At 70.1% G+C, this 25,262-nt stretch carries 24 protein-coding genes; all 24 read left to right on the forward strand.

Translation table 11 applies throughout. The annotated features are described in order from the left end of the window. The first annotated feature begins 128 nt into the window (after nucleotides 1–128). The 24 genes from nrtL to ACIGXE_RS28960 all read left to right on the forward strand — a co-directional run bounded on the left by nrtL (nucleotide 129) and on the right by ACIGXE_RS28960 (nucleotide 25,225). Nucleotides 129–1,100: an ArgS-related anticodon-binding protein NrtL gene (gene nrtL / locus ACIGXE_RS28845; protein WP_399751813.1), complete on the forward strand. Its 972-nt coding sequence runs from the start codon at nucleotides 129–131 to the stop codon at nucleotides 1,098–1,100. Nucleotides 1,101–1,112: 12 nt separating this feature from the next. Then, complete coding sequence (gene lysA, locus ACIGXE_RS28850; RefSeq protein ID WP_399751815.1) at nucleotides 1,113–2,504, forward strand: diaminopimelate decarboxylase; 1,392 nt, start codon at nucleotides 1,113–1,115, stop codon at nucleotides 2,502–2,504. Between the two features lie 197 nt (nucleotides 2,505–2,701). Continuing rightward, nucleotides 2,702–3,994: a homoserine dehydrogenase gene (locus ACIGXE_RS28855; RefSeq protein ID WP_399751816.1), complete on the forward strand. Its 1,293-nt coding sequence runs from the start codon at nucleotides 2,702–2,704 to the stop codon at nucleotides 3,992–3,994. A gap of 7 nt (nucleotides 3,995–4,001) precedes the next feature. Next, nucleotides 4,002–5,072: a threonine synthase gene (gene thrC / locus ACIGXE_RS28860; RefSeq protein ID WP_399751817.1), complete on the forward strand. Its 1,071-nt coding sequence runs from the start codon at nucleotides 4,002–4,004 to the stop codon at nucleotides 5,070–5,072. 281 nt (nucleotides 5,073–5,353) lie between these two features. After that, nucleotides 5,354–6,271, forward strand: a complete 918-nt coding sequence (gene thrB, locus ACIGXE_RS28865) for a homoserine kinase (RefSeq protein ID WP_399751818.1) — start codon at nucleotides 5,354–5,356, stop codon at nucleotides 6,269–6,271. A 422-nt stretch (nucleotides 6,272–6,693) separates the two neighbouring features. Beyond that, nucleotides 6,694–8,715 (forward strand): transcription termination factor Rho, encoded by a 2,022-nt coding sequence (rho, locus tag ACIGXE_RS28870; RefSeq protein WP_399751819.1) that lies wholly within the window; start codon nucleotides 6,694–6,696, stop codon nucleotides 8,713–8,715. 207 nt (nucleotides 8,716–8,922) lie between these two features. Next, nucleotides 8,923–10,014, forward strand: a complete 1,092-nt coding sequence (locus ACIGXE_RS28875) for an LCP family protein (protein ID WP_399751820.1) — start codon at nucleotides 8,923–8,925, stop codon at nucleotides 10,012–10,014. Nucleotides 10,015–10,157: 143 nt separating this feature from the next. Next, entirely contained in the window at nucleotides 10,158–10,382 is a 225-nt protein-coding gene (gene rpmE, locus ACIGXE_RS28880) for a 50S ribosomal protein L31 (RefSeq protein ID WP_030761597.1), read from the forward strand. A gap of 98 nt (nucleotides 10,383–10,480) precedes the next feature. Continuing rightward, nucleotides 10,481–11,557 carry a peptide chain release factor 1 gene (prfA, locus tag ACIGXE_RS28885; protein WP_399751821.1) on the forward strand — a complete coding sequence of 359 codons (1,077 nt, stop codon included), beginning with the start codon at nucleotides 10,481–10,483 and terminating at the stop codon, nucleotides 11,555–11,557. A gap of 38 nt (nucleotides 11,558–11,595) precedes the next feature. Continuing rightward, a complete protein-coding gene (gene prmC, locus ACIGXE_RS28890) occupies nucleotides 11,596–12,441 on the forward strand; it encodes a peptide chain release factor N(5)-glutamine methyltransferase (protein ID WP_399751822.1) in 846 nt (281 codons plus the stop codon). Between the two features lie 34 nt (nucleotides 12,442–12,475). Continuing rightward, nucleotides 12,476–13,123 carry an L-threonylcarbamoyladenylate synthase gene (locus ACIGXE_RS28895; RefSeq protein ID WP_399751823.1) on the forward strand — a complete coding sequence of 216 codons (648 nt, stop codon included), beginning with the start codon at nucleotides 12,476–12,478 and terminating at the stop codon, nucleotides 13,121–13,123. Next, nucleotides 13,120–13,773 carry a protein-tyrosine-phosphatase gene (locus ACIGXE_RS28900; RefSeq protein ID WP_399751824.1) on the forward strand — a complete coding sequence of 218 codons (654 nt, stop codon included), beginning with the start codon at nucleotides 13,120–13,122 and terminating at the stop codon, nucleotides 13,771–13,773. Before ACIGXE_RS28895 ends, ACIGXE_RS28900 begins: the two co-directional genes overlap by 4 nt. 175 nt (nucleotides 13,774–13,948) lie before the next feature. Further along, nucleotides 13,949–15,196 (forward strand): serine hydroxymethyltransferase, encoded by a 1,248-nt coding sequence (gene glyA / locus ACIGXE_RS28905; protein ID WP_399751825.1) that lies wholly within the window; start codon nucleotides 13,949–13,951, stop codon nucleotides 15,194–15,196. Nucleotides 15,197–15,303: 107 nt separating this feature from the next. After that, nucleotides 15,304–16,602, forward strand: coding sequence for an MraY family glycosyltransferase (locus ACIGXE_RS28910; RefSeq protein WP_399751826.1), 1,299 nt, complete (start codon nucleotides 15,304–15,306; stop codon nucleotides 16,600–16,602). Between the two features lie 262 nt (nucleotides 16,603–16,864). Next, nucleotides 16,865–17,278 (forward strand): hypothetical protein, encoded by a 414-nt coding sequence (locus ACIGXE_RS28915; protein WP_399751827.1) that lies wholly within the window; start codon nucleotides 16,865–16,867, stop codon nucleotides 17,276–17,278. 225 nt (nucleotides 17,279–17,503) lie between these two features. After that, the gene (gene atpB / locus ACIGXE_RS28920) at nucleotides 17,504–18,313 is read left to right on the forward strand and encodes a F0F1 ATP synthase subunit A (protein ID WP_399751828.1); all 810 of its coding nucleotides are present in this window, start codon (nucleotides 17,504–17,506) and stop codon (nucleotides 18,311–18,313) included. A gap of 92 nt (nucleotides 18,314–18,405) precedes the next feature. Next, a complete protein-coding gene (gene atpE, locus ACIGXE_RS28925; RefSeq protein ID WP_010474382.1) occupies nucleotides 18,406–18,639 on the forward strand; it encodes an ATP synthase F0 subunit C in 234 nt (77 codons plus the stop codon). 41 nt (nucleotides 18,640–18,680) lie between these two features. Next, nucleotides 18,681–19,226 (forward strand): F0F1 ATP synthase subunit B, encoded by a 546-nt coding sequence (locus tag ACIGXE_RS28930; protein ID WP_399751829.1) that lies wholly within the window; start codon nucleotides 18,681–18,683, stop codon nucleotides 19,224–19,226. Beyond that, nucleotides 19,223–20,038, forward strand: a complete 816-nt coding sequence (locus ACIGXE_RS28935; RefSeq protein WP_399751830.1) for a F0F1 ATP synthase subunit delta — start codon at nucleotides 19,223–19,225, stop codon at nucleotides 20,036–20,038. The genes ACIGXE_RS28930 and ACIGXE_RS28935 overlap by 4 nt, the downstream gene beginning before the upstream one ends. Before the next feature lie 131 nt (nucleotides 20,039–20,169). Beyond that, entirely contained in the window at nucleotides 20,170–21,768 is a 1,599-nt protein-coding gene (gene atpA / locus ACIGXE_RS28940) for a F0F1 ATP synthase subunit alpha (RefSeq protein ID WP_399751831.1), read from the forward strand. 20 nt (nucleotides 21,769–21,788) lie between these two features. Further along, nucleotides 21,789–22,706, forward strand: coding sequence for a F0F1 ATP synthase subunit gamma (locus ACIGXE_RS28945; protein ID WP_399751832.1), 918 nt, complete (start codon nucleotides 21,789–21,791; stop codon nucleotides 22,704–22,706). After that, complete coding sequence (gene atpD / locus ACIGXE_RS28950; RefSeq protein ID WP_399751833.1) at nucleotides 22,706–24,145, forward strand: F0F1 ATP synthase subunit beta; 1,440 nt, start codon at nucleotides 22,706–22,708, stop codon at nucleotides 24,143–24,145. The genes ACIGXE_RS28945 and atpD overlap by 1 nt, the downstream gene beginning before the upstream one ends. A gap of 113 nt (nucleotides 24,146–24,258) precedes the next feature. Beyond that, on the forward strand, nucleotides 24,259–24,633 hold the full coding sequence (locus ACIGXE_RS28955) for a F0F1 ATP synthase subunit epsilon (protein WP_399751834.1): 375 nt from the start codon (nucleotides 24,259–24,261) through the stop codon (nucleotides 24,631–24,633). A 145-nt stretch (nucleotides 24,634–24,778) separates the two neighbouring features. Continuing rightward, on the forward strand, nucleotides 24,779–25,225 hold the full coding sequence (locus tag ACIGXE_RS28960; protein ID WP_399751835.1) for a DUF2550 domain-containing protein: 447 nt from the start codon (nucleotides 24,779–24,781) through the stop codon (nucleotides 25,223–25,225). Nucleotides 25,226–25,262 lie beyond the last annotated feature (37 nt).

A 25,262-nucleotide genomic window follows, 5' to 3' on the forward strand; every position in this document is an offset into this window, starting at 1 on the left:
CCGAGCGCTCGGGCGAGCGCTTGGCGGACCACCACGGGGGAAGGGGTCGGCGGTTGCTCTTCGCGGGCACCGCCCACATGCCGAAACCGGTTCGCGTTCCGACCCCCCTCCTCCCCTAGGCTGGTCCTGTGACCCCCGCGGACCTCTCCCTCACCGTGCTGCACGCCGTGCGCCGTGCGGTCGACGAGGGTGCGCTGCGGGTCGACGTACCCGCGCGCGTCAAGGTCGAGAGGCCTCGCGGCGGGGGTGTCGGGGACTACGCGAGCAGTGTCGCGCTCGGGCTCGCGCGGCCGGCCGGGCGGTCGGCGCTCGATGTCGCCGCGATTCTGAAGGAGCGGCTGCGTGAGTGTCCGGGTATCCGGGCCGTCGACATCACCGGGCCCGGCTTTCTGAACTTCAGCCTGGACGGGGACAGCGACGGGCGGCTGGTCCGGGAGGTCCTCGACGCCGGCGGGCGCTACGGGTACTCCGACGCCCTGTCCGCCACCCGCGTCCGGCTCCTTCCCGCCACCGAGGTGCGTGCCGCGCTGGTCACCGAGACCGTGCTGCGGCTGCTGCGGGCGCAGGGGGCCGATGCCGCCGTCGGTCCGGAAGGGGAGCGGATGGCAGTGCTTGCCGCTCCCGCGGATTTCTCTCTCCAAGCGCTCGGGGACGATGCCGGGCGCTGGGCTCTGCTTCGGCCCGCCGCGCACGACCACGTTCTGGCCGGCCCGCCGCTTCTCGTTCAGCACGAGCGCAATCCGCTCTTCCGGGTGCGGTACGCCCACGCGCGGGCCCGACGGCTGCTCCGCAACGCGGAGCAGCTCGGGTTCTCGGCCGCGTACGAGGAGCGGGTCGATGCCGGCCCGCTCGTCGCCCTGCTCGGCGATCACCCCGCCGTTCTTCTCTCCGCCGCCCGCCTGCGCGCCCCCGATCGGGTCGCGCGGCATCTGGAGGCCGTCGCCGACGCGCTTCTCGCGTTCCAGCACACCGTTCTGCCCCTCGGCGACGAGAAACCCTCGGCCGCCCACCGTTCCCGGCTCGCGCTCGCCGAAGCCGCCGGGGCGGTGCTCGCCGGTGGCCTCTCCCTGCTCGGCATCAGCGCTCCCGACCAGATCTGAAAGACGCAGACCATGAGCCGTTCCGCCCACCCCGCCGGGCCCCGCCACGCCGACGTCCTTCCCGAGGGGCACTACTCCGCCCCGCCCGCCGACCTCAACCGTCTCGACCCGAAGGTCTGGGCCCGCACGGTCACCCGCGAGGACGACGGCGTCGTCTCCGTCGGCGGGCTCCGCGTCACCGAGCTGCGCGAGCGGTTCGGCACGCCCGCCTACTTCCTCGACGAGGACGACTTCCGTGCCCGCTGCCGCGCCTGGGCCGAGGCCTTCGGCCAGGACGCCGACGTGTTCTACGCGGGGAAGGCGTTCCTGTCGCGGGCCGTCGTGCGGTGGCTGAAGGAGGAGGGGCTGAACCTCGACGTCTGCTCCGGCGGCGAGCTGTCCACCGCGCTCTCCGCCGGTATGCCGCCCGAGCGGATCGCCTTCCACGGGAACAACAAGAGCAACGAGGAGATCGAGCGGGCCGTCGGCGCCGGTGTCGGTCGGATCGTGCTCGACTCCTTCCAGGAGATCGTCCGGGTCGCGCACGTCGCGCAGGCGCTGGGGAAGCGGCAGCGGGTGCAGATCCGGGTGACCGTCGGCGTCGAGGCGCACACGCACGAGTTCATCGCGACCGCGCACGAGGACCAGAAGTTCGGCATCGCGCTCGCCGGCGGGCAGGCCGCCGAGGCCGTGCGGCGGGCGCTCTCGCTGGACGGTCTCGAGCTCATCGGGATCCACTCGCACATCGGGTCGCAGATCTTCGACATGGCCGGCTTCGAGGTCTCCGCGCGGCGGGTCGTGCAGCTGCTCGCCGAGGTGCGGGACGAGCACGGGGTCGAGCTGCCGGAGATCGATCTGGGGGGTGGGCTCGGGATCGCGTACACCTCCGACGACGATCCGCGCGAGCCTCACCACATCGCCAAGGCGCTGAGCGAGATCGTCACGAGGGAGTGCGAGGCCGCCGGGCTCCGTACGCCGCGGATCTCCGTCGAGCCCGGGCGGGCCATCGTCGGCCCGACCGCCTTCACGCTGTACGAGGTGGGCACCGTCAAGCCCCTGGAGGGGCTGCGGACGTACGTGTCCGTGGACGGCGGCATGTCCGACAACATCCGCACCGCCCTGTACGACGCCGAGTACAGCGTCGCGCTCGTCTCGCGGACGAGCGACGCGGAGCCGATGCTGTCCCGGGTCGTCGGCAAGCACTGCGAGAGCGGCGACATCATCGTGCGCGACGCCTTCCTGCCCGCCGACGTCGCGCCCGGCGACCTGATCGCCGTGCCGGCCACCGGGGCGTACTGCCGCTCCATGGCGAGCAACTACAACCACGCGCTCCGTCCGCCCGTGGTGGCCGTGCGGGACGGCGAGGCGCGGGTCATCGTGCGGCGCGAGACGGAGGAAGATCTTCTGCGTCTCGACGTCGGGTGACGAAATAGTCGAGTAATGCGATAGTCGAGTGATGGAATTCATGTCTCACGATCCGGACCCAAGCCGGAATCGGCCGTCCGGTGAGTGAGACTGGTTCCCATCGTGGGGAAGCGGAGATTCTCCGCCCCCGGGGACCGTGGAAAAACGACCGTAGAGATGACAGGTCTACGGTCGAGCCGTACGAGAGACGAGGTCGGATGATGCGTACGCGTCCGCTGAAGGTGGCGCTGCTGGGCTGTGGAGTGGTCGGCTCAGAGGTGGCGCGCATCATGACGACGCACGCCGACGACCTCGCCGCGCGCATCGGCGCGCCGGTCGAGCTCGCCGGCGTGGCGGTCCGCCGGCCCGACAGGGCCCGCGGGGGAGTCCCGGCCGAGCTGATCACCACCGACGCGACCGCCCTCGTCAAACGCGGGGACATCGACGTCGTCGTCGAGGTCATCGGCGGCATCGAGCCCGCTCGCAGCCTCATCACCACCGCCTTCGAGCACGGCGCCTCCGTGGTGTCCGCCAACAAGGCGCTGCTCGCCCAGGACGGCGCGAGCCTGTACGCCGCCGCCGAGGAGCACGGGCAGGACCTGTACTACGAGGCCGCCGTGGCCGGCGCCATTCCGCTCATCCGGCCGCTGCGCGAGTCGCTCGCCGGCGACAAGATCAACCGCGTGATGGGCATCGTCAACGGCACGACGAACTTCATCCTCGACAAGATGGACTCCACCGGCGCCGGCTACCAGGAGGCCCTGGACGAGGCCACCGCGCTGGGGTACGCCGAGGCCGACCCGACCGCCGACGTCGAGGGCTTCGACGCCGCCGCCAAGGCCGCGATCCTGGCCGGCATCGCCTTCCACACGCGCGTGCGCCTGGACGACGTGTACCGCGAGGGCATGACCGAGGTCACCGCGGCCGACTTCGCCTCCGCCAAGCAGATGGGCTGCACCATCAAGCTGCTCGCCATCTGCGAGCGGGCCGCCGACGGCGAGTCCGTCACCGCGCGCGTGCACCCGGCGATGATCCCGCTCAGCCACCCGCTCGCCTCCGTCCGCGAGGCGTACAACGCGGTCTTCGTCGAGGCGGAGGCCGCCGGGCGGCTCATGTTCTACGGCCCCGGGGCCGGCGGTTCGCCGACCGCCTCGGCCGTCCTCGGCGACCTCGTCGCCGTCTGCCGCAACCGTCTCAACGAGGCGACGGGCCCCGGCGAGTCCGCGTACACCCGACTGCCCGTGAGCCCCATGGGCGACGTGGTCACGCGGTACCACATCAGTCTCGACGTGGCCGACAAGCCGGGCGTGCTCGCCCAGGTCGCGACGGTCTTCGCCGAGCACGGCGTATCCATCGATACGGTGCGCCAGCAGGGCAAGGACGGCGAGGCCTCCCTCGTCGTCGTCACCCACCGCGCGCCCGACGCCGCCCTCTCCGGGACCGTCGAGGCGCTGCGCAAGCTCGACACCGTGCGCGGTGTCGCCAGCATCATGCGTGTTGAAGGGGAGTAAAGGACCCATGACCAGCAAGGGCACCCACCAGTGGCGCGGCATCATCGAGGAGTACCGGGACCGCCTTCCGGTCACGGACACGACGCCGGTCGTCACGCTCCGTGAGGGCGGCACGCCGCTCGTCCCCGCGCAGGTCCTCTCCGAGCGCACGGGCTGCGAGGTACACCTCAAGGTCGAGGGCGCCAACCCCACCGGCTCCTTCAAGGACCGGGGCATGACCATGGCCATCTCCAAGGCCAAGGAGGAGGGCGCGCAGGCCGTCATCTGCGCGTCCACCGGCAACACCTCGGCCTCCGCCGCCGCCTACGCGGTGCGCGCCGGGATGGTCTCCGCCGTCCTCGTTCCGCAGGGCAAGATCGCGCTCGGCAAGATGGGCCAGGCCCTCGTGCACGGCGCGAAGATCCTCCAGGTCGACGGCAACTTCGACGACTGCCTCACCCTGGCCCGCGGGCTCTCCGAGAACTACCCGGTGGCGCTGGTCAATTCGGTGAACCCGGTCCGTATCGAGGGGCAGAAGACCGCCGCCTTCGAGATCGTGGACATGCTGGGCGACGCCCCCGACATCCACGTCCTCCCGGTCGGCAACGCCGGCAACATCACGGCCTACTGGAAGGGCTATCGGGAGTACGCCGCCGACGGCGTCGCCGCCCGTACCCCGCGCATGTGGGGCTTCCAGGCCTCCGGCTCCGCGCCGCTCGTGCGCGGCGAGGTCGTGAAGGACCCGTCGACCATCGCCACCGCGATCCGGATCGGCAACCCGGCCTCCTGGGACTACGCGATCGCCGCGCGCGACGAGTCCGGCGGCTTCATCGACGAGGTGACGGACCGTGAGATCCTGCAGGCCTACCGCCTGTTGGCCGCTCAGGAGGGCGTCTTCGTCGAGCCCGCCTCGGCCGCCTCGGTCGCCGGTCTGCTGAAGGCCGCCGCGCAGGGCAAGGTCGACCCGGGGCAGACCATCGTCTGCACGGTGACCGGCAACGGCCTCAAGGACCCCGACTGGGCCGTCGCGGGCGCCCCGCAGCCCGTCACCGTCCCGGTCGACGCCGCGGCCGCCGCCGAGCGGCTCGGCCTGGCCTGAAACCAGCGCCTGTAGGTTCCTGATCAAGAGTCAAACCCGATCAGGAACCTACATAGGCGCACAGGTTGGCGCGCGACACGCATCGTGCGCCTCCTGTGCGCCCTATGTCGCCACAGAACCTTCCTTCGATAGGCTGTACCGAACCCGCCCCGCCGCATATGCGCGGTGTTGTTGCCGTCGTCGCCCGTGAGGCGCGAACGAACGGCCCCCGGGTTCCGCGTACTTCCCCCACGTCACTCCCTCCGAACAAATCCCCGCAAGTCAAGGAGAGTCATCGAGCGATGGCCGGTCCCGCGTTCCGCGCCGCCGCCGTACGGGTGCGCGTTCCCGCCACCAGCGCCAATCTCGGCCCGGGCTTCGACGCCTTCGGCCTGTCGCTGGGGCTCTACGACGACGTCGTCGTCCGGGTCGCCGACTCCGGGCTGAACATCGACATCGCCGGAGAGGGCGCCGACAACCTCCCGCGCGACGAGAGCCACCTGCTCGTCCGCTCGATGCGCACGGCCTTCGACCTGCTCGGCGGGCAGCCGCGCGGCCTCGAGGTCGTCTGCGCCAACCGCATTCCGCACGGCCGGGGCCTCGGCTCCTCCTCCGCCGCCATCTGCGCCGGCATCGTGGCCGCCCGCGCCGTGACCATAGGCGGCGACGCCAGGCTCGACGAGGCGGCGCTGCTGGAGCTCGCCACCGAGATCGAGGGCCACCCCGACAACGTGGCCGCCTGCCTGCTCGGCGGCTTCACCCTCGCCTGGACCGAGGCCGGTGCCGCGCGGGCGATCAGGATGAATCCCTCCGATTCCATCGTTCCGGTGGTTTTCGTGCCCGGGAAGCCCGTACTGACCGAGACCGCCCGCGGTCTCCTCCCGCGCACCGTCCCGCACGTGGACGCCGCGGCCAACGCGGGTCGTGCCGCCCTCCTCGTCGAGGCCCTGACCCGCCGCCCCGAGCTGCTGCTCGCGGCCACCGAAGACCGGCTGCACCAGGAGTACCGGGCGCCCGCGATGCCCGAGAGCATCGCCCTCGTGAACCGGCTGCGGGCGGACGGGGTGCCCGCGGTCATCTCCGGTGCGGGCCCCACGGTGCTCGCGCTGGCCGAGCCGGGGCAGGCCGACAAGGTCGCCCTCCTCGCGGGCGAGGGCTGGGCCGCCAACCGGCTCGACCTCGACGTGTCCGGCGCGAGCGTCCTGCCGCTCGCGCCCTGACGGGTCTCCCGCACGGTCCCTCCGAACCGGGGACTGTGCGGACACGGATTGCCGGTGACGGAGAGGGGGAATGTTTGTTGGAGCCGGTAGTGTTAATCTCAAGTCTGCACCCGACGTCTTTGTGGCGCGGTGCTGAGTGTCCCCATCCGGGACCACCAATTCTTCCGGGAGCCTCCTCCACTGCCTGAGCAGCCTGCCTGAGCAGTTTCGAGCACGCTCCGGAACCGGCACGACACCCCTCGCTCTTCTTCAGGTGAGGGCCGAGCAGGGGGCGCTCGGGCCGGACCACCGCATTTCTCTCTCTTCCGCCGCACCCGGCGGGACCACCGCCCCGACACGGTCCACCAAGCAGGGCCGCTGCCGGACAGCACAACCGGTCGCCGAGCCAGATGGCCGACGTCCGCTCCAGGGAAGGACCCTTCGTGAGCGACACCACCGATCTGATGGGCGTGACTGCCGACAACAGTGTCGACACCGCCGCGCCCGCCGCAGGTGCTGCCACTGGCACCACCGCACGGCGCCGCCGCTCCGGCACCGGCCTCGAGGGCATGGTCCTGGCCGAGCTGCAGCAGGTCGCGTCCGGCCTCGGCATCAGGGGCACCGCGCGGATGCGCAAGAGCCAGCTGATCGAGGTCATCAAGGAGGCGCAGGCCGGCGGGGGCTCCGCCGCGCCCGCCGCCAAGTCCGGCGACGCCGCCGAGACCAAGCCGAAGCGCCGCGCCACCTCCAAGGCGCGTACGGGCGAGACCGCCGCCGAGGCCGCGCCGAAGGCCGAGAAGGCCGAGCCGGTGGCCCAGCAGCAGATCGAGATCCCGGGCCAGCCGGCCTCCGACGACGCCCCCGCCGGTGAGCGCCGCCGTCGTCGCGCCACCGCCCCCGCCGGTTCGCCGGAGGGCGCCGAGCCCAAGGCCGAGGCCGCGGTCGTCAAGACCGAGGCGCGCACCGAGGTCAAGACCGACACGCAGGCCGACGCCAAGGCCGAGGGCGCCGTCGACACCGCCGAGGGCCGCGGCCGCCGCGACCGCGGCGAGCGGGGCGAGCGCGGTGACCGCCGCGACCGCCGCGACCGTCAGCGCGAGCGCGGCAAGGGCGACGAGCAGCAGGGCGGCGGCCAGGGCGGCCAGCGCAAGGACCGCCAGGGCCAGGGCCAGGGCGCTCAGGGCCAGCAGGGCGGCCAGCCGGCCGGCCCGCAGGACGAGGACGACTTCGAGGGCGGTCGCCGGGGCCGTCGCGGGCGCTACCGCGACCGTCGTGGGCGTCGTGGCCGTGACGACTTCGCGGCCGGTGAGCCGCAGGTCTCCGAGGACGACGTGCTGATCCCGGTCGCGGGCATCCTCGACATCCTCGACAACTACGCGTTCATCCGGACCTCCGGCTACCTGCCCGGCCCGAACGACGTGTACGTCTCCCTCGCCCAGGTCCGCAAGAGCGGTCTGCGCAAGGGTGACCACGTCACCGGTGCCGTGCGCCAGCCGAAGGAGGGCGAGCGCCGCGAGAAGTTCAACGCGCTGGTGCGCCTCGACTCGGTCAACGGCATGGCGCCGGAGTCCGGCCGCGGCCGGCCCGAGTTCAACAAGCTCACCCCGCTGTACCCGCAGGACCGCCTCCGTCTGGAGACCGACCCGGGCGTGCTGACCACGCGGATCATCGACCTCGTGTCGCCGATCGGCAAGGGCCAGCGCGGTCTGATCGTGGCCCCGCCGAAGACCGGCAAGACCATGATCATGCAGGCGATCGCCAACGCGATCACCCACAACAACCCCGAGTGCCACCTGATGGTCGTCCTCGTCGACGAGCGTCCGGAAGAGGTCACCGACATGCAGCGGTCGGTCAAGGGCGAGGTCATCTCCTCGACCTTCGACCGCCCGGCCGAGGACCACACCACGGTCGCCGAGCTGGCCATCGAGCGCGCCAAGCGCCTCGTGGAGCTGGGTCACGACGTGGTCGTCCTGCTCGACTCCATCACCCGCCTGGGCCGCGCGTACAACCTCGCGGCGCCCGCCTCCGGCCGCATCCTGTCCGGTGGTGTCGACTCGACCGCGCTCTACCCGCCGAAGCGCTTCTTCGGTGCCGCGCGCAACATCGAGGACGGCGGCTCGCTGACCATCCTGGCCACCGCGCTGGTCGACACCGGCTCGCGCATGGACGAGGTGATCTTCGAGGAGTTCAAGGGCACCGGCAACATGGAGCTCAAGCTCGACCGGAAGCTCGCCGACAAGCGCATCTTCCCGGCCGTCGACGTCGACGCCTCGGGTACGCGCAAGGAGGAGATCCTGCTCGGCAGCGAGGAGCTCTCCATCACCTGGAAGCTGCGCCGGGTGCTGCACGCGCTCGACCAGCAGCAGGCGATCGAGCTGCTGCTCGACAAGCTGAAGCAGACGAAGTCGAACGCCGAGTTCCTGCTGCAGATCCAGAAGACGACGCCCGGCGCCAACAACGACTGACGCCGAGACGTCCGTCACAGGCGAGAGGCCGGGCACCGACCTCGTAACCTCGCCGTGACCTGCGCGAACGACTGCGCCCACCGTGCCCCGCACGGTGGGCGCAGTCGCGTTACGGGCCGTTGTCCGTCGAAACCTCACAGGCTCCCATGCAACCCTTTCGGGTGCTTTTCCGTCACACAAGGTGAACCCTAGGGCTGAGGGATGACGATGACCGAGCAGAACAAGAGCGGCCGAATACGGGCCACCGGCCGCCGCCGCAAGCCGGCCGCCAAGGGCCGCCGCGCGGCGACCCTCGCCGCGTGGGGCGCCGCGGGGCTGGTTCTCGTCGGCGGCTCCGGACTCGGTTACGTCTACTTCAAGCTCAACGGCAACCTCAAGACGGTCGACATCAACGGGCAGCTGGGCAAGGACCGCCCCGAGGACGTCGACAACGGCTCGATGGACATCCTCGTCCTGGGCTCCGACTCCCGCTCCGGCGCCAACGCCGCGTACGGCCGCGACGAGGGCGCCGCCCGCTCCGACACCGCGATGGTCGTCCACGTCTACGAGGGCCACAAGAAGGCCTCCGTGGTCTCCGTCCCGCGCGACACCCTGATCGACCGCCCCGCGTGCACCGACGGCAAGGGCGGCACCGTCGCCGCCGAGCACCGGGCGATGTTCAACACGGCCTACGAGGTCGGCGGGCCGGCCTGCGCGGTCAAGACCGTCGAGGCGATGTCCGGCATCCGCATGGACCACTACATCGAGGTCGACTTCACCGGCTTCACCAAGCTCATCGACCGGCTCGGCGGCGTCGAGATCACCACCACGAAGGCCATCAAGGACTCCAAGAGCCACCTCGACCTCGCACCGGGCACGCACACCCTCGACGGCGAGCAGTCCCTCGGCCTGGTCCGCACCCGCAAGAGCGTCGGCGACGGCAGCGACCTCGGGCGCATCCAGCTCCAGCAGGCCTTCATGAAGGCCTTCCTGGAGCAGGTGCGGAGCGTCGGCGTCCTCTCCGACCCCAAGAAGCTGCTCGACCTCGCCGACACCGCCACGAAGGCGATCACGCCCGACTCCGAGCTCGACTCGGTCAACGAGCTGATGGGCTTCGCCAAGGGGCTCTCCGGCATCGGCGCCAAGGACGTCCACATGGTGACCATGCCGGTGGAGTACGACCCGCGGGACCCGAACCGGGTCGTGCCCCTGGAGGCCCAGGCCGCGCAGGTCTGGGCGGCCCTGAAGGCGGACCGGCCGATCCCCGCGTCGGCCACCAGGGACACGGCCACCGGACAGGCCCAGGGCCTGGTGCGGTAGCCGGGAAGCCGGCAGGAATAGTTCCGGCCCGACCCCGGTTTTGGGAGATGCGGCCGGTCCTGGCAGACTGGTACGTCGGCCCCGGTTCACGCATGTGCATCCCGCACGGGCGACCCGGAGCCCTCCCGGAACTAGGAGACACCTTGAAGCGCGAGATCCACCCCGAGTACGTCGAGACCCAGGTCAGCTGCACCTGTGGCGCGTCGTTCACCACCCGTAGCACCCTCACCGAGGGCACCATCCGTGCCGAGGTCTGCTCCGAGTGCCACCCGTTCTACACGGGCAAGCAGAAGATCCTCGACACCGGCGGCCGCGTCGCCCGCTTCGAGGCCCGCTTCGGCAAGGCTGCCGGCTCCGCCAAGAAGTAGCGAGCCACTGCGCCGGTCGTCGGCTGCCCCTGCGCGGGGGTGGCCGGGACCGGCGCTTTGCCGTCCCGTAGCAACTTACGAAAAACCAGGAGCCCCCGATGTTCGAGGCGGTCGAGGAACTGGTCGGCGAGCACGCCGACCTCGAGAAGAAGCTCGCCGACCCTTCGGTCCACGCCGACCAGGCCAACGCGCGCAAGCTGAACAAGCGTTACGCGGAGCTGACCCCGATCGTCGCCACCTACCGCTCCTGGAAGCAGACCGGTGACGACATCGACACGGCGCGCGAGCTGATGCACGACGACCCCGACTTCGCCGCCGAGGTCAAGGAGCTGGAGAAGCAGCGCGAGGAGCTGACCGAGAAGCTGCGGCTGCTGCTCGTCCCGCGCGACCCCAGCGACGACAAGGACGTCATCCTGGAGATCAAGGCCGGCGCCGGCGGCGACGAGTCCGCCCTGTTCGCCGGAGACCTGCTCCGCATGTACCTGCGCTACGCCGAGCGCGTCGGCTGGAAGACCGAGATCATCGACTCCACCGAGTCCGAGCTCGGCGGCTACAAGGACGTCCAGGTCGCCGTGAAGACCAAGGGCGGCAACGGGGCCACCGAGCCCGGCCAGGGCGTCTGGGCGCGACTCAAGTACGAGGGCGGGGTGCACCGCGTGCAGCGCGTGCCCGCCACCGAGTCGCAGGGCCGCATCCACACCTCCGCGGCCGGTGTGCTCGTCACGCCGGAGGCCGAGGAGGTCGAGGTCGAGATCCACGCCAACGACCTGCGCATCGACGTCTACCGCTCGTCCGGCCCGGGTGGCCAGTCCGTCAACACGACCGACTCCGCCGTCCGCATCACGCACCTGCCGACCGGCATCGTCGCCTCCTGCCAGAACGAGAAGAGCCAGCTCCAGAACAAGGAGCAGGCCATGCGCATCCTCCGCTCCCGGCTGCTCGCCGCCGCGCAGGAGAAGGCCGAGGCCGAGGCCGCCGACGCCCGCCGCAGCCAGGTCCGCACCGTCGACCGCTCCGAGAAGATCCGTACGTACAACTTCCCGGAGAACCGCATCTCGGACCACCGCGTCGGCTTCAAGGCGTACAACTTGGACCAGGTGCTCGACGGCGAGCTCGACGCGGTCATCCAGGCCTGCGTGGACGCCGACTCCGCGGCGAAGCTCGCCGCCGCGTAACCCCCGTACAGCCCCCACCCGCACCACGGAGGACCAGCGTGAACCTGCTGCTTGCCGAGGTGGCCCAGGCCACCCAGCGGCTGGCCGACGCCGGCGTTCCCTCACCGCGTTTCGACGCCGAGGAGCTCGCCGCGTTCGTGCACGGCGTCAAGCGGGGGGAGCTGCACAACGTCAAGGACGCGGACTTCGACGCCCGCTACTGGGAGGCCATCGCGCGCCGCGAGGCGCGCGAGCCGCTCCAGCACATCACCGGCCGGGCCTTCTTCCGCTACCTGGAGCTGCAGGTCGGCCCCGGCGTCTTCGTGCCGCGTCCCGAGACCGAGTCGGTCGTCGGCTGGGCCATAGACGCCGTACGGGCCATGGACGTGGTCGAGCCGCTCATCGTGGACCTGTGCACCGGCTCCGGTGCCATCGCGCTCGCCATGGCCCAGGAGGTGCCGCGCTCGCGCGTGCACGCGGTGGAGCTCTCCGACGACGCGCTGGTGTGGACCCGGAAGAACGCCGAGGGCTCGCGCGTCACCGTCCACCAGGGCGACGCCCTGTCCGCGCTGCCGGAGCTGGACGGCCAGGTCGACCTGGTCATCTCCAACCCGCCGTACATCCCGCTCACCGAGTGGGAGTACGTGGCGCCCGAGGCCCGCGACCACGACCCGGAGATGGCCCTGTTCTCCGGCGAGGACGGCCTCGACACCATCCGGGGCATCGAGCGCACCGCGCACCGGCTGCTGCGGCCCGGCGGGCTCGTCGTCGTCGAGCACGCCGACACGCAGGGCGGCCAGGTGCCGTGGATCTTCAACGAGGAGGCCGGCTGGGCGGACGCCGCCGACCACCCCGACCTGAACAACCGGCCGCGTTTCGCGACCGCCCGCAAGGCCACACCATGACCAGGCACGACGTGTACGAGGAGGACCGGGACTGATGGCTCGGCGATACGACTGCAACGAGGCGACGGACCGCGCGACGGGTCTGCGTGAGGCCGCGTCCGCCGTACGCCGCGGCGAGCTGGTCGTGCTTCCCACCGACACGGTGTACGGGATCGGGGCGGACGCCTTCAGCGCGGAGGCCGTCGCGGACCTCCTCGCCGCCAAGGGCCGGGGCCGCAACATGCCCACCCCCGTCCTCATCGGCTCCCCGAACACCCTCCACGGCCTCGTCACGGACTTCTCCGAGATGGCGTGGGAGCTCGTCGACGCGTTCTGGCCGGGCGCGCTGACGCTGGTGGCCAAGCACCAGCCGTCGCTCCAGTGGGACCTGGGCGACACCCGCGGCACCGTCGCGATCCGGATGCCGCTGCACCCGGTCGCGATCGAGCTGCTGACCGAGGTGGGCCCGATGGCCGTGTCCTCGGCGAACCTGACCGGGCACCCCTCGCCGGAGGACTGCGACGCGGCCCAGGGCATGCTCGGCGACTCCGTCTCCGTCTACCTCGACGGCGGCCCGACGCCCGGCATCGTCCCCTCGTCCATCGTCGACGTCACGGGCAAGGTGCCGGTGCTGCTGCGCGAGGGCGCGCTGTCCGCGGAGGAGCTCCGGAAGGTGGTACCCGACCTCGAGGTGGCCCCGTGACCGTCCCTGAGGGGCGTGGCATAGCGGGGCACGAGCACGACGGCAGCACCTTCCGCATCCTCCACGTCAGCACCGGCAACGTCTGCCGCTCGCCGATCACCGAGCGGCTGACCCGCCATGCCCTGATCGACCGCCTGGGGGATCCCCTGGGCGGCGGTCTGATCGTGGAGAGCGCGGGCACCTGGGGCCACGAGGGTGCCCCGATGGAGACCAACGCGGAGCTGGTCCTCGCGGACTTCGGCGCGGACTACAGCGGCTTCACGGGCCGTGAGCTGCTCGACGAGCACGTCATCCGCGCGGACCTGGTCCTCACCGCGACCCGCGACCACCGCGCGCAGGTCATCTCGATGGGCCACTCGGCGGGCCTGCGCACCTTCACCCTGAAGGAGTTCACCCGCCTGGTCCGCGCCATAGACCCGGCGACGCTTCCCGATCCTCTGGGGGAGGGCGGCACGGTCGACCGCGCCCGCGCCCTGGTCCGCGCGGCCGCCGCTCTACGCGGGTGGCTCCTCGCCCCCTCGGCCGAGGCGGACGAGGTCAACGACCCGTACGGGGCCCCGATCACGTTCTTCCGCTCGATCGGCGACGAGATCCAGCAGGCCTTGGACCCGGTCGTGACGGCGCTGACGGGGGTTCCTGCGCGGCGTTGACGGGCGGGGCCCGGGTCGGCTCCGACGCGGCTCCCGCCGAGGCCTTGACGGGCCTCCGCGCGGCGCTTGAGGGGGTTTCCGTGGGGCGTTGACCTGGGTGGGTCAGGGAGAGTGCGGGGGCGGCTCCGCCTGCCTACAGTGGGTTTCTGGCCATACTCACCGCCCGGAGTGCCCCATGCCCGTCACCGCGCCTCCCGAAGACGAGCTCGACGTACTGCGCCGACAGGACCCCCAGGTCGCCGACGTGCTGCTCGGGGAGGCACGACGGCAGGGGGACAGTCTGCAGCTGATCGCCGCGGAGAACTTCACCTCGCCGGCGGTGCTCGCCGTGCTGGGGTCGCAGCTCGCCAACAAGTACGCCGAGGGCTATCCGGGTTCCCGGTACCACGGGGGGTGCGAGTACGTCGACGCCGCCGAGCGGATCGCGGTCGAGCGGGCCATGGCGCTGTTCGGGGCCGAGCACGCGAACGTGCAGCCGCACTCCGGGTCCTCCGCCGTGCTCGCCGCCTACGCCGCGCTGCTGCGGCCCGGGGACACCGTGCTCGCCATGGGGCTCGCGCACGGCGGGCACCTCACGCACGGGTCGCCCGCGAACTTCTCGGGGCGCTGGTTCGACTTCGTCCCGTACGGCGTCGACGCCGAGACCGGGCTCGTCGACTACGAGCAGGTCGCCGCGCTCGCCCGGCACCACCGGCCGAAGGCGATCGTCTGCGGGTCCATCTCGTATCCGCGGCACTTGGACTACGCGGTCTTCCGTGACATCGCCGACGAGGTCGGGGCCTATCTGATCGCCGACGCCGCCCATCCCCTCGGGCTGGTCGCCGGCGGCGCGGCGCCGAGCCCCGTCCCGTACGCGGACATCGTCTGCGGCACCAGCCACAAGGTGCTGCGCGGCCCCCGCGGCGGACTGATCCTGTGCGGGGCGGAGCTGGCCGCGCAGGTGGACCGGGCCGTGTTCCCGTTCACGCAGGGCGGCGCGCAGATGCACTCGATCGCCGCCAAGGCGGTCGCCTTCGGGGAGGCGTCCACCCCCGCCTTCACCGCGTACGCCCATCAGGTGGTGGAGAACGCCCGCGTCCTGGCCGCCGCGCTCGCCGCCGAGGGCTTCACGCTGACCACCGGCGGGACGGACACGCACCTCATCACCGCCGACCCCGCGCCGCTCGGTGTGGACGGGCGGACCGCCCGCTCCCGGCTCGCCGCCGCCGGCATCGTGCTCGACACCTGCGCGCTGCCGTACGGGGACGGGCGGGGCATCCGGCTCGGGACGGCGGCCGTCACGACGCAGGGGATGGGGGCGCCGGAGCTGGCACGGGTGGCCGCGCTGTTCACCGCCGCGCTGCGCGACGACCCGGAGGAGACGGCGCGGGTCCGCGCGGAAGTACGCGAGCTCGCGGGGCGATTTCCCCCGTATGGACGGTAAAGATGCCGGGTCCGCAACCGTTCGCGGCACCGGTGTGTCCTCAACCAGGGGGACGGCCCGGCTAGGGTGTGGGGCTGAGATGGCCAGCGATTCCTGTGGGGCAGCCCGTGCGTGATTACCTGCTGACGCTCTGTGTCACGGCCGCGGTGACCTATCTGCTGACCGGTCCGGTGCGGAAGTTCGCCATCGCGACCGGGGCGATGCCGGAGATCCGTGCCCGCGACGTACACCGAGAACCGACTCCGCGGCTCGGTGGCATCGCCATGTTCTTCGGGCTGTGCGCGGGACTGCTCGTCGCCGACCACCTGCAGAACCTCAACAGCGTCTTCGAGCTGTCCAACGAGCCCCGCGCGCTGCTCTCCGGCGCCGCCCTGATCTGGCTGATCGGCGTCCTCGACGACAAGTTCGAGCTGGACGCGCTGATCAAGCTCGGCGCGCAGATGATCTCCGCCGGCGTGATGGTGATGCAGGGTCTGACGATCCTGTGGCTGCCCATCCCCGGCGTCGGCACGGTCGCCCTCACCCAGTGGCAGGGCACGCTGCTCACCGTCGCCCTGGTCGTCCTGACCATCAACGCCGTGAACTTCGTCGACGGTCTCGACGGGCTCGCCGCCGGCATGGTGTGCATCGCCGCCGCCGCCTTCTTCCTCTACGCGTACCGGATCTGGTTCGGCTACACGATCGAGGCGGCCGCCCCCGCGACCCTGTTCGCCGCGATCCTCATGGGCATGTGCCTGGGCTTCCTGCCGCACAACATGCACCCGGCGCGGATCTTCATGGGCGACTCGGGCTCGATGCTGATCGGTCTGATCCTGGCCGCCTCGGCCATCTCCATCACGGGCCAGGTCGACCCGGACGCGCTGAAGATCTTCGAGGGCTCGACGAAGGCGGCCACGCACGCGGCCCTGCCGGTCTTCATCCCGCTGGTGCTGCCGCTGACCATCATCGCGATCCCGATGGCCGACCTGGTGCTCGCGATCGTGCGCCGTACCTGGAAGGGCCAGTCGCCGTTCGCCGCCGACCGCGGCCACCTGCACCACCGGCTCCTGGAGATCGGGCACTCGCACAGCCGCGCCGTGCTGATCATGTACTTCTGGTCGGCGCTCATCGCCTTCGGCACGCTGGCCTACTCGGTGCACTCGACGTCGATGTGGATCGTCCTCGCCGTGGTCTTCCTGAGCGCGGTCGGTCTCGTGCTGCTCCTGCTGCCGCGGTTCACCCCGCGGGCCCCGCGCTGGGCGGAGGCGGTCGTCCCGCCGCGCTACCGGCGCCGCAAGCCGGCTCCCGAACCGGAGCCGGCCGTCGAGGAGGAGAGGGTGCCCGTGCCGGCCGGGGTCAACGGGGCGACCGCCATCGGTCACCGTTCGCGGTTCTCCGACCGGAGTAAGGCCGGGGCGCGAGGTTGACGAAAGCCCCATCGGGGCCCATTACCAGACATCCCGCCGGGCTGTCGTGCACACACGCGCGGAGTAACTCTCACGTGTGACAGTTGGCACACCCCCCGAGTAAAGACCTATTCAAATAGTTTGTGATACGGTTCACGAGACCCGGCGACAGTGCCGAAGGACCGTAGTGCGACGGTCCGTTGGCCCCGAGACCCACCTCGGACCGGGCTTACGCTCGTCCATGACGACACCATCGCCCCCTCCAGCAAGCGGAGACACCGCCATGCCGTCCAACGACGCACGCACCCTGCTGCACACCGCAGTGCCCACCGCCGCCGTAGGCGCCGTCGCCACGGTCGTCAGCGGTGTGGTCGCCGGTGGCAAGGGCGCGCTCGGCGCCGTCGTCGGCACCGCTGTCGTCCTTCTCTTCATGGGCATCGGGCTGGTGGTTCTGCAGCGGACGGCGAAGAAGCTTCCGCAGCTGTTCCAGGCCATGGGGCTCTTGCTCTACACGGCCCAGCTGCTGGTGCTCTTCATCTTCCTGGCCTTGCTGAAGGACACCTCGGCGTTCGACTTCAAGGCCTTCGCCTTCACGCTGCTCGCTACGACCATCGTGTGGGTCGCCGCCCAGGCCCGGGCCTATATGAAGGCCAAGATCATGTATGTCGACCCCGAGAACACGGGGCCGAAGTCGTGAAGGGTAGGGCCGGGATAAAGACGCGTTCGGCTTCCTGCTATCGTCCGGTGCCAACTGCGGCACTGCGGGCGCGGGCATCCGAAGCGGCGCCTGTCCCAGCGCGAGGCTCGATGCCGAACCGCCGCCCCCTTATCCGTAAGACCAGTCCAGTGCCGACCCGCGGCTGCGTGCCGCGCCGACACAACGAGGTTGCCGTACCTATGCGCCACGCTGAAGGAGCCCGCGGTGAGTGCTGACCAGACGCTTGCCTTCGACCCGGATTGCCACATCTTCACCGGATGTGGCTTCCCGGCGCCGGGCCTGCACACGTTCATGTACGAGCCCATCTTCACCGTGGGCAGCTTCGAGTTCACCAAGCCGATGCTGCTCGCCATCCTGGGCTCGATCGTGGTCGTCGGCTTCTTCTGGGCCGCGTTCAACAAGCCGAAGCTGATCCCGGGCAAGATGCAGATGGTCGGCGAGGCCGGCTACGACTTCGTCCGCCGCGGCATCGTCTACGAGATCATCGGCAAGAAGGACGGCCAGAAGTACGTCCCCTTCATGGTCTCGCTGTTCTTCTTCGTCTGGATCATGAACCTGTGGTCGATCGTTCCGGTCGCCCAGTTCCCGGTCACCTCGCTGATCGCCTTCCCGGCGGCCCTCGCGCTGATCGTCTACGTGCTCTGGATCTCGCTGACCTTCAAGAAGCACGGCTTCGTCGGCGGCTGGAAGAACATCGTCGGCTACGACAAGTCGCTCGGCCCGATCCTTCCCCTGGTCGTCGTTCTCGAGTTCTTCTCGAACCTGCTCATCCGGCCCTTCACGCACGCGGTCCGACTGTTCGCGAACATGTTCGCCGGTCACCTGCTCATCGTGATGTTCTCGCTGGCCACCTGGTACCTCATGAACGGCCTGGGCTTCGTCTACGCCGGCGCCTCGTTCGTGATGGTCATCATCATGACCGCCTTCGAGCTCTTCATCCAGGCCGTCCAGGCGTACGTCTTCGTCCTCCTGGCCTGCAGCTACGTCCAGGGCGCGCTCTCCGAGCACCACTGAGCCGGCCCGGCAGCAGCACCACACACCCCCTTACCAACAGTCGTCCGGTGGCCAACCCCCACCGGGTCCTTGAAAGAGAAGGAAGAACCGGCATGTCCGCTCTCGAGACTCTCGCCGCCGTCAACGGAAACGTCGCCTCCATCGGCTACGGCCTCGCGGCCATCGGCCCCGGCGTCGGCGTCGGCATCATCTTCGGTAACGGCACCCAGGCCCTCGCCCGTCAGCCCGAGGCGGCCGGCCTGATCCGTACCAACCAGATCATGGGTTTCGCGTTCTGTGAGGCGCTCGCCCTCATCGGCATCGTCATGGGCTTCGTCTACAAGTAAGCCGGACCGACAGCCCGACCCTTTTTACGGAAGGCACTGATGTGAACGCTCTGCTTCTTGCGGAAGCGGCGGAGGAGCAGCCTCCGCTCATCCCGCATCTCGACGAGCTCGTCATCGGCCTGATCGCCTTCGTCATCGTCTTCGGCTTCCTCGCCAAGAAGCTCCTCCCGAACATCAACAAGGTTCTGGAAGAGCGCCGTGAGGCCATCGAGGGTGGCATCGAGAAGGCCGAGTCGGCCCAGATCGAGGCTCAGAGTGTGCTGGAGCAGTACAAGGCTCAGCTCGCCGAGGCCCGCCACGAAGCCGCGCGTCTCCGCCAGGAGGCGACGGAGCAGGGCACCGCGATCATCCAGGAGATGAAGGCGGAAGGCCAGCGCCAGCGCGAGGAGATCGTCGCCGCCGGTCACGCCCAGATCGAGGCCGACCGGAAGGCCGCGTCCGCCGCGCTGCGTCAGGACGTCGGCAAGCTCGCCACGGACCTGGCCGCGAAGCTGGTCGGTGAGTCCCTCGAGGACCACGCCCTCCAGAGCCGCACCATCGACCGCTTCCTCGACGAGCTCGAGGAGAAGGCCGAGGCCGTCCGATGAACGGAGCGAGCCGCGAGGCACTGAGCGCCGCACGCGAGGCCCTCGACGCGCTGACCGACAACACGTCGGTCGACGCGGCGAAGCTCGCCGGTGAGCTGGCCGCGGTCACCGCACTCCTCGACCGCGAGGTGTCGCTGCGCCGGGTCCTGACCGACCCCGCGCAGTCGGGCGAGGCCAAGGCCGAGCTCGCGCAGCGACTCCTCTCGGGTCAGGTGGGCGGCGAGACCGTCGACGTGGTCTCCGGGATGGTCCGCCACCGCTGGTCGCAGTCGCGTGACCTGGTGGACGGCGTCGAGGAGCTGGCGAACATCGCCGACCTCACCGCCGCCCAGAAGGCGGGCGCCCTCGACGACGTCGAGGACGAGCTGTTCCGCTTCGGCCGGATCGTCTCCTCCAGCCCCGAGCTCCGCTCGGCGCTGACGGACAAGACCGCCAAGGCCTCCGCCAAGGGCGAGCTGCTGCGCAGTCTGCTCGGTGGCAGGGCCAACGCCGTCACCGAGCGCCTGGTCGTCCGTCTGGTGACCCAGCCGCGGGGACGTAGCCTGGAAGCGGGACTCGAGTCCCTGTCCAAGCTCGCCGCGGCGCGCCGGGACCGGATGGTCGCCGTCGTCACCTCGGCGGTGCCGCTGAGCGACGCACAGAAGCAGCGCCTCGGCGCCGTGCTGGCCAAGCTGTACGGCCGCCAGATGCACCTGAACCTGGACGTGGACCCCACGGTCCTCGGCGGGATCACGGTGCGGGTGGGCGACGAGGTCATCGACGGCACCATCGCCGAGCGCCTCGACGAGGCGACCCGGCGACTGGCCGGCTGACCTCGGCCACAACTCAACAAGCATCACCAGCGGCCCGGTTGGGCCGTGCAGAGATTGCAGAAGATTCCTGGGGGTCGGCCCCCAGACCCCCTAAGAAACTTCGGGCCCAACAAGGAGAGCAGGGAACCCAGATGGCGGAGCTCACGATCCGGCCGGAGGAGATCCGGGACGCGCTGGAGAACTTCGTCCAGTCGTACCAGCCGGACGCGGCCTCGCGCGAGGAGGTCGGCACGGTCAGCCTGGCCGGCGACGGTATCGCGAAGGTCGAGGGTCTTCCCTCGGCCATGGCGAACGAGCTGCTGAAGTTCGAGGACGGCACCCTCGGTCTCGCCCTCAACCTCGAGGAGCGCGAGATCGGTGCCATCGTCCTCGGCGAGTTCAGCGGCATCGAGGAGGGTCAGTCGGTGCAGCGCACCGGCGAGGTCCTCTCCGTAGGTGTCGGTGAGGGCTACCTGGGTCGCGTCGTCGACCCGCTCGGTAACCCGATCGACGGTCTCGGCGAGATCGCGACCGAGGGCCGCCGCGCCCTCGAGCTGCAGGCCCCCGGCGTCATGCAGCGCAAGTCGGTCCACGAGCCGATGGAGACCGGCTACAAGGCTGTCGACGCCATGACCCCGGTCGGCCGTGGCCAGCGTCAGCTGATCATCGGTGACCGTCAGACCGGCAAGACCGCGCTGTGCATCGACACGATCATTAACCAGCGTGACAACTGGCGCTCGGGCGACGTGAACAAGCAGGTCCGCTGCATCTACGTCGCCGTCGGCCAGAAGGGCTCCACCATCGCCGCCGTTCGCGGTGCCCTGGAGGAGGCCGGTGCCCTCGAGTACACGACCATCGTCGCCGCCCCGGCGTCCGACCCGGCCGGCTTCAAGTACCTGGCGCCGTACACCGGTTCGGCCATCGGTCAGCACTGGATGTACCAGGGCAAGCACGTCCTGATCGTCTTCGACGACCTGTCGAAGCAGGCCGACGCCTACCGCGCCGTGTCGCTGCTGCTGCGCCGCCCGCCGGGCCGTGAGGCCTACCCGGGTGACGTCTTCTACCTGCACTCCCGCCTGCTCGAGCGCTGCGCCAAGCTCTCGGACGAGCTGGGTGCCGGTTCGATGACCGGTCTGCCGATCGTCGAGACCAAGGCCAACGACGTCTCGGCGTTCATCCCGACCAACGTCATCTCCATCACCGACGGCCAGTGCTTCCTGGAGTCCGACCTGTTCAACGCCGGCCAGCGTCCGGCCCTGAACGTCGGTATCTCCGTCTCGCGTGTCGGTGGCTCCGCCCAGCACAAGGCGATGAAGCAGATCTCCGGCCGCCTCCGCGTGGACCTGGCCCAGTTCCGTGAGCTCGAGGCGTTCGCCGCCTTCGGTTCCGACCTGGACGCCGCGTCGAAGGCCCAGCTGGAGCGCGGTCAGCGCATGGTCGAGCTGCTCAAGCAGGCTCAGTACCAGCCGATGCCGACGGAGAACCAGGTCGTCTCGATCTGGGCCGGCACCACCGGCAAGATGGACGACGTCCCGGTGGCCGACATCCGCCGCTTCGAGGCCGAGCTGCTGGCGTACCTGCGCCAGAACCACTCGGGCCTCATGACCTCCATCCGTGAGGGCGGCAAGATGTCGGACGACACGCTGCAGTCCGTCGCCGACGCGATCGCGGAGTTCAAGAAGCAGTTCGAGACCTCTGACGGCAAGCTGCTCGGCGAGGACGCTCCCGCCGCCGTCAACGTCTCGAAGTGACGACGGAAGGGACCTGACTCATGGGAGCGCAGCTCCGGGTCTACAAGCGTCGCATCAAATCCGTCACCGCGACGAAGAAGATCACCAAGGCGATGGAGATGATCGCCGCCTCGCGCGTCGTCAAGGCGCAGCGCAAGGTGCAGGCGTCGACTCCGTACGCGACCGAGCTCACCCGCGCGGTGACCGCGGTGGCCACGGGCGCGAGCGACAAGCACGCGCTGACCACCGAGGCGGAGAACCCGACCCGCGCCGCGGTCCTGCTCCTCACGAGCGACCGCGGTCTGGCCGGCGCCTTCAACTCCAACGCCATCAAGGCGGCGGAGCAGCTCATCAAGAAGCTGGAGGGCGAGGGCAAGGCGGTCGACATCTACGTCGTCGGTCGCCGTGGTGTCGCGCACTTCAACTTCCGTGAGCGCAAGCTGGCCGACACGTGGACCGGCTTCACGGACGAGCCGACGTACGCGGACGCCAAGAAGATCGGCGAGCCGCTGATCGAGGCGATCGAGAAGGACACGGCCGAGGGTGGTGTGGACGAGCTCCACATCGTCTACACCGAGTTCATCTCGATGATGACGCAGACGGCGGTCGAGGCCCGGCTGCTGCCCCTCAGCCTCGACGAGGTCGCGAAGGAGGCCGGCGAGACGGACACGCTCCGTCCGCTGTACGACTTCGAGCCGTCGGCGGAGGACGTCCTGGACGCCCTGCTGCCGCGCTACGTCGAGAGCCGGATCTACAACGCGCTGCTTCAGTCCTCGGCCTCGAAGCACGCCGCCACGCGGCGTGCGATGAAGTCGGCGACCGACAACGCGGGTGAGCTGATCACCAACCTCACCCGACTTGCCAACGCGGCCCGCCAGGCCGACATCACCCAGGAAATCAGCGAGATCGTCGGTGGCACCGCAGCCCTGGCCGACGCGACCGCGGGGAGTGACAAGTAATGACGACCACTGTTGAGACGGCCGCCGCCACGGGCCGCGTCGCCCGGGTCATCGGCCCGGTCGTCGACGTGGAGTTCCCCGTCGACGCGATGCCGGAGATCTACAACGCGCTGAACGTCGAGGTGCCGGACCCGTCCGGTGAGGGCACCAAGACGCTGACCCTCGAGGTCGCGCAGCACCTCGGTGACGGCATGGTCCGCACCATCTCGATGCAGCCCACCGACGGTCTGGTCCGCCAGGCCCCGGTGACCGACACGGGCTCGGCCATCACGGTCCCCGTCGGTGACGTCACCAAGGGCAAGGTGTTCAACACCCTGGGCGAGGTCCTCAACGAGGACCCCTCCACGGTCGCCTCCGCCGACCGCTGGGCGATCCACCGCAAGGCCCCGGCCTTCGACCAGCTCGAGTCCAAGACCGAGATGTTCGAGACCGGCCTGAAGGTCGTCGACCTTCTCACCCCGTACGTCAAGGGTGGAAAGATCGGTCTGTTCGGTGGTGCCGGTGTCGGCAAGACCGTTCTGATCCAGGAAATGATCATGCGTGTGGCGAAGCTGCACGAGGGTGTGTCGGTCTTCGCGGGCGTCGGTGAGCGCACCCGTGAGGGCAACGACCTCATGGTCGAGATGGAGGAGGCCGGCGTTCTCGACAAGACCGCGCTGGTCTTCGGCCAGATGGACGAGCCCCCGGGCACCCGTCTGCGCGTGGCCCTCGCCGGTCTGACCATGGCGGAGTACTTCCGCGATGTGCAGAAGCAGGACGTGCTGTTCTTCATCGACAACATCTTCCGCTTCACCCAGGCCGGTTCCGAGGTGTCGACCCTGCTCGGCCGTATGCCCTCCGCGGTGGGTTACCAGCCGAACCTGGCCGACGAGATGGGTCTCCTCCAGGAGCGCATCACCTCGACCCGTGGTCACTCGATCACCTCGATGCAGGCGATCTACGTCCCCGCCGACGACCTCACCGACCCGGCGCCGGCGACCACCTTCGCCCACCTCGACGCGACGACGGTTCTCTCCCGTCCGATCTCCGAGAAGGGCATCTACCCGGCCGTGGACCCGCTGGACTCCACGTCCCGGATCCTGGACCCGCGCTACATCGCGCAGGACCACTACGACGCCGCCATGCGCGTCAAGGGCATCCTGCAGAAGTACAAGGACCTCCAGGACATCATCGCGATCCTCGGTATCGACGAGCTGAGCGAGGAGGACAAGCTCGTTGTCCACCGCGCCCGCCGTGTCGAGCGCTTCCTGTCCCAGAACACCCACGCGGCGAAGCAGTTCACCGGTGTGGACGGTTCGGACGTTCCGCTCGACGAGTCGATCGCCGCGTTCAACGCGATCTGCGACGGTGAGTTCGACCACTTCCCGGAGCAGGCCTTCTTCATGTGTGGTGGTCTCGAGGACCTCAAGAAGAACGCCAAGGAGCTCGGCGTCTCCTGAGCCCCGTGCTCGCCTTGAGGGGGGCGGGATCGGTCCCGCCCCCCTCTTCACGCCCTTTAGAATTGACCCCAACACCCGGCGGCACCGCCGGGTGGTGACCCGAGGAGCCACCCTTGGCTGCTGAGCTGCACGTCGAGCTGGTCGCCGCGGACCGGAGTGTCTGGTCCGGCGAGGCCACCCTGGTCATCGCGCGTACCACCTCCGGCGACATCGGCGTCATGCCCGGCCACCAGCCGCTGCTCGGTGTGCTGGAGTCGGGCCCGGTGACCATCCGCACGAGCGAGGGCGGCACGGTCGTGGCCGCCGTCCACGGCGGATTCATCTCCTTCGCCGATGACAAGCTGTCTCTGCTCGCGGAGATCGCCGAGCTGGCGGACGAGATCGACGCCCAGCGCGCCGAGCGCGCGCTGGAGCGTGCGAAGTCGGAGGAGGACGCCGCCGCCGAGCGGCGCGCCGAGGTCCGGCTGCGCGCGGTAGCGGTCCGCTAGCGGACTGCGCCCGAGAGTTGTGCCCTCAGCCGCGGCACGGCTGGAATTTTCCAGACCGTGTCGCGGCTGAGGCGATGCATATGCAGGTTGTATTCGGTCTGGCCGGGTCCACCGGTTACGGGAAGCGGCGAGGAGGTCGGTGAAGATGTTCCTCGCTCTGCTCGTGTGCGGCCTGGTCGTCGCACTGGTGGTGATCGGGCTCTTCGTCTTCGGCTTGCGCCGCAGACTGATCCAGCGTGCCGGCGGCACCTTCGACTGTTCCCTGCGCTGGAACGTGCCGGAGGCCCCGGACCCCAGCGGCAAGGGCTGGGTGTACGGGGTCGCGCGGTACAGCGGGGACGAGATCGCCTGGTTCCGGGTCTTCTCGTACGCCCCTCGCCCCAAGCGGGTCCTGGAGCGCTCGGCCATCGAGGTCCTGGAGCGCCGGATGCCGGAGGGCGAGGAGGAGCTGGCGCTGCTGTCGGACTCCGTGATCCAGGGCTGTCTGGTGCACGGGACGCGGCTGGAGCTGGCGATGAGCGAGGACGCCCTGACCGGCTTCCTGGCCTGGCTGGAGGCGGCACCGCCCGGCCAGCGGGTGAATGTGGCCTGATCGGCCGTGAATGTGGCCTGAGGGCCTGCATACGTGC

Source organism: Streptomyces sp. NPDC053431 (genome assembly GCF_044544925.1).
GTDB lineage: Bacteria > Actinomycetota > Actinomycetes > Streptomycetales > Streptomycetaceae > Streptomyces.

Coding starts and splice junctions, on each gene's coding strand:
- lysA (WP_399751815.1), top strand. CDS start 1,113: ATGAGCCGTTCCGCCCACCCCGCCGGGCCCCGCCACGCCGACGTCCTT.
- ACIGXE_RS28855 (WP_399751816.1), top strand. CDS start 2,702: ATGATGCGTACGCGTCCGCTGAAGGTGGCGCTGCTGGGCTGTGGAGTG.
- thrC (WP_399751817.1), top strand. CDS start 4,002: ATGACCAGCAAGGGCACCCACCAGTGGCGCGGCATCATCGAGGAGTAC.
- thrB (WP_399751818.1), top strand. CDS start 5,354: ATGGCCGGTCCCGCGTTCCGCGCCGCCGCCGTACGGGTGCGCGTTCCC.
- ACIGXE_RS28875 (WP_399751820.1), top strand. CDS start 8,923: ATGACCGAGCAGAACAAGAGCGGCCGAATACGGGCCACCGGCCGCCGC.
- prfA (WP_399751821.1), top strand. CDS start 10,481: ATGTTCGAGGCGGTCGAGGAACTGGTCGGCGAGCACGCCGACCTCGAG.
- ACIGXE_RS28895 (WP_399751823.1), top strand. CDS start 12,476: ATGGCTCGGCGATACGACTGCAACGAGGCGACGGACCGCGCGACGGGT.
- glyA (WP_399751825.1), top strand. CDS start 13,949: ATGCCCGTCACCGCGCCTCCCGAAGACGAGCTCGACGTACTGCGCCGA.
- ACIGXE_RS28915 (WP_399751827.1), top strand. CDS start 16,865: ATGCCGTCCAACGACGCACGCACCCTGCTGCACACCGCAGTGCCCACC.
- atpE (WP_010474382.1), top strand. CDS start 18,406: ATGTCCGCTCTCGAGACTCTCGCCGCCGTCAACGGAAACGTCGCCTCC.
- ACIGXE_RS28935 (WP_399751830.1), top strand. CDS start 19,223: ATGAACGGAGCGAGCCGCGAGGCACTGAGCGCCGCACGCGAGGCCCTC.
- atpA (WP_399751831.1), top strand. CDS start 20,170: ATGGCGGAGCTCACGATCCGGCCGGAGGAGATCCGGGACGCGCTGGAG.
- ACIGXE_RS28945 (WP_399751832.1), top strand. CDS start 21,789: ATGGGAGCGCAGCTCCGGGTCTACAAGCGTCGCATCAAATCCGTCACC.
- atpD (WP_399751833.1), top strand. CDS start 22,706: ATGACGACCACTGTTGAGACGGCCGCCGCCACGGGCCGCGTCGCCCGG.
- ACIGXE_RS28960 (WP_399751835.1), top strand. CDS start 24,779: ATGTTCCTCGCTCTGCTCGTGTGCGGCCTGGTCGTCGCACTGGTGGTG.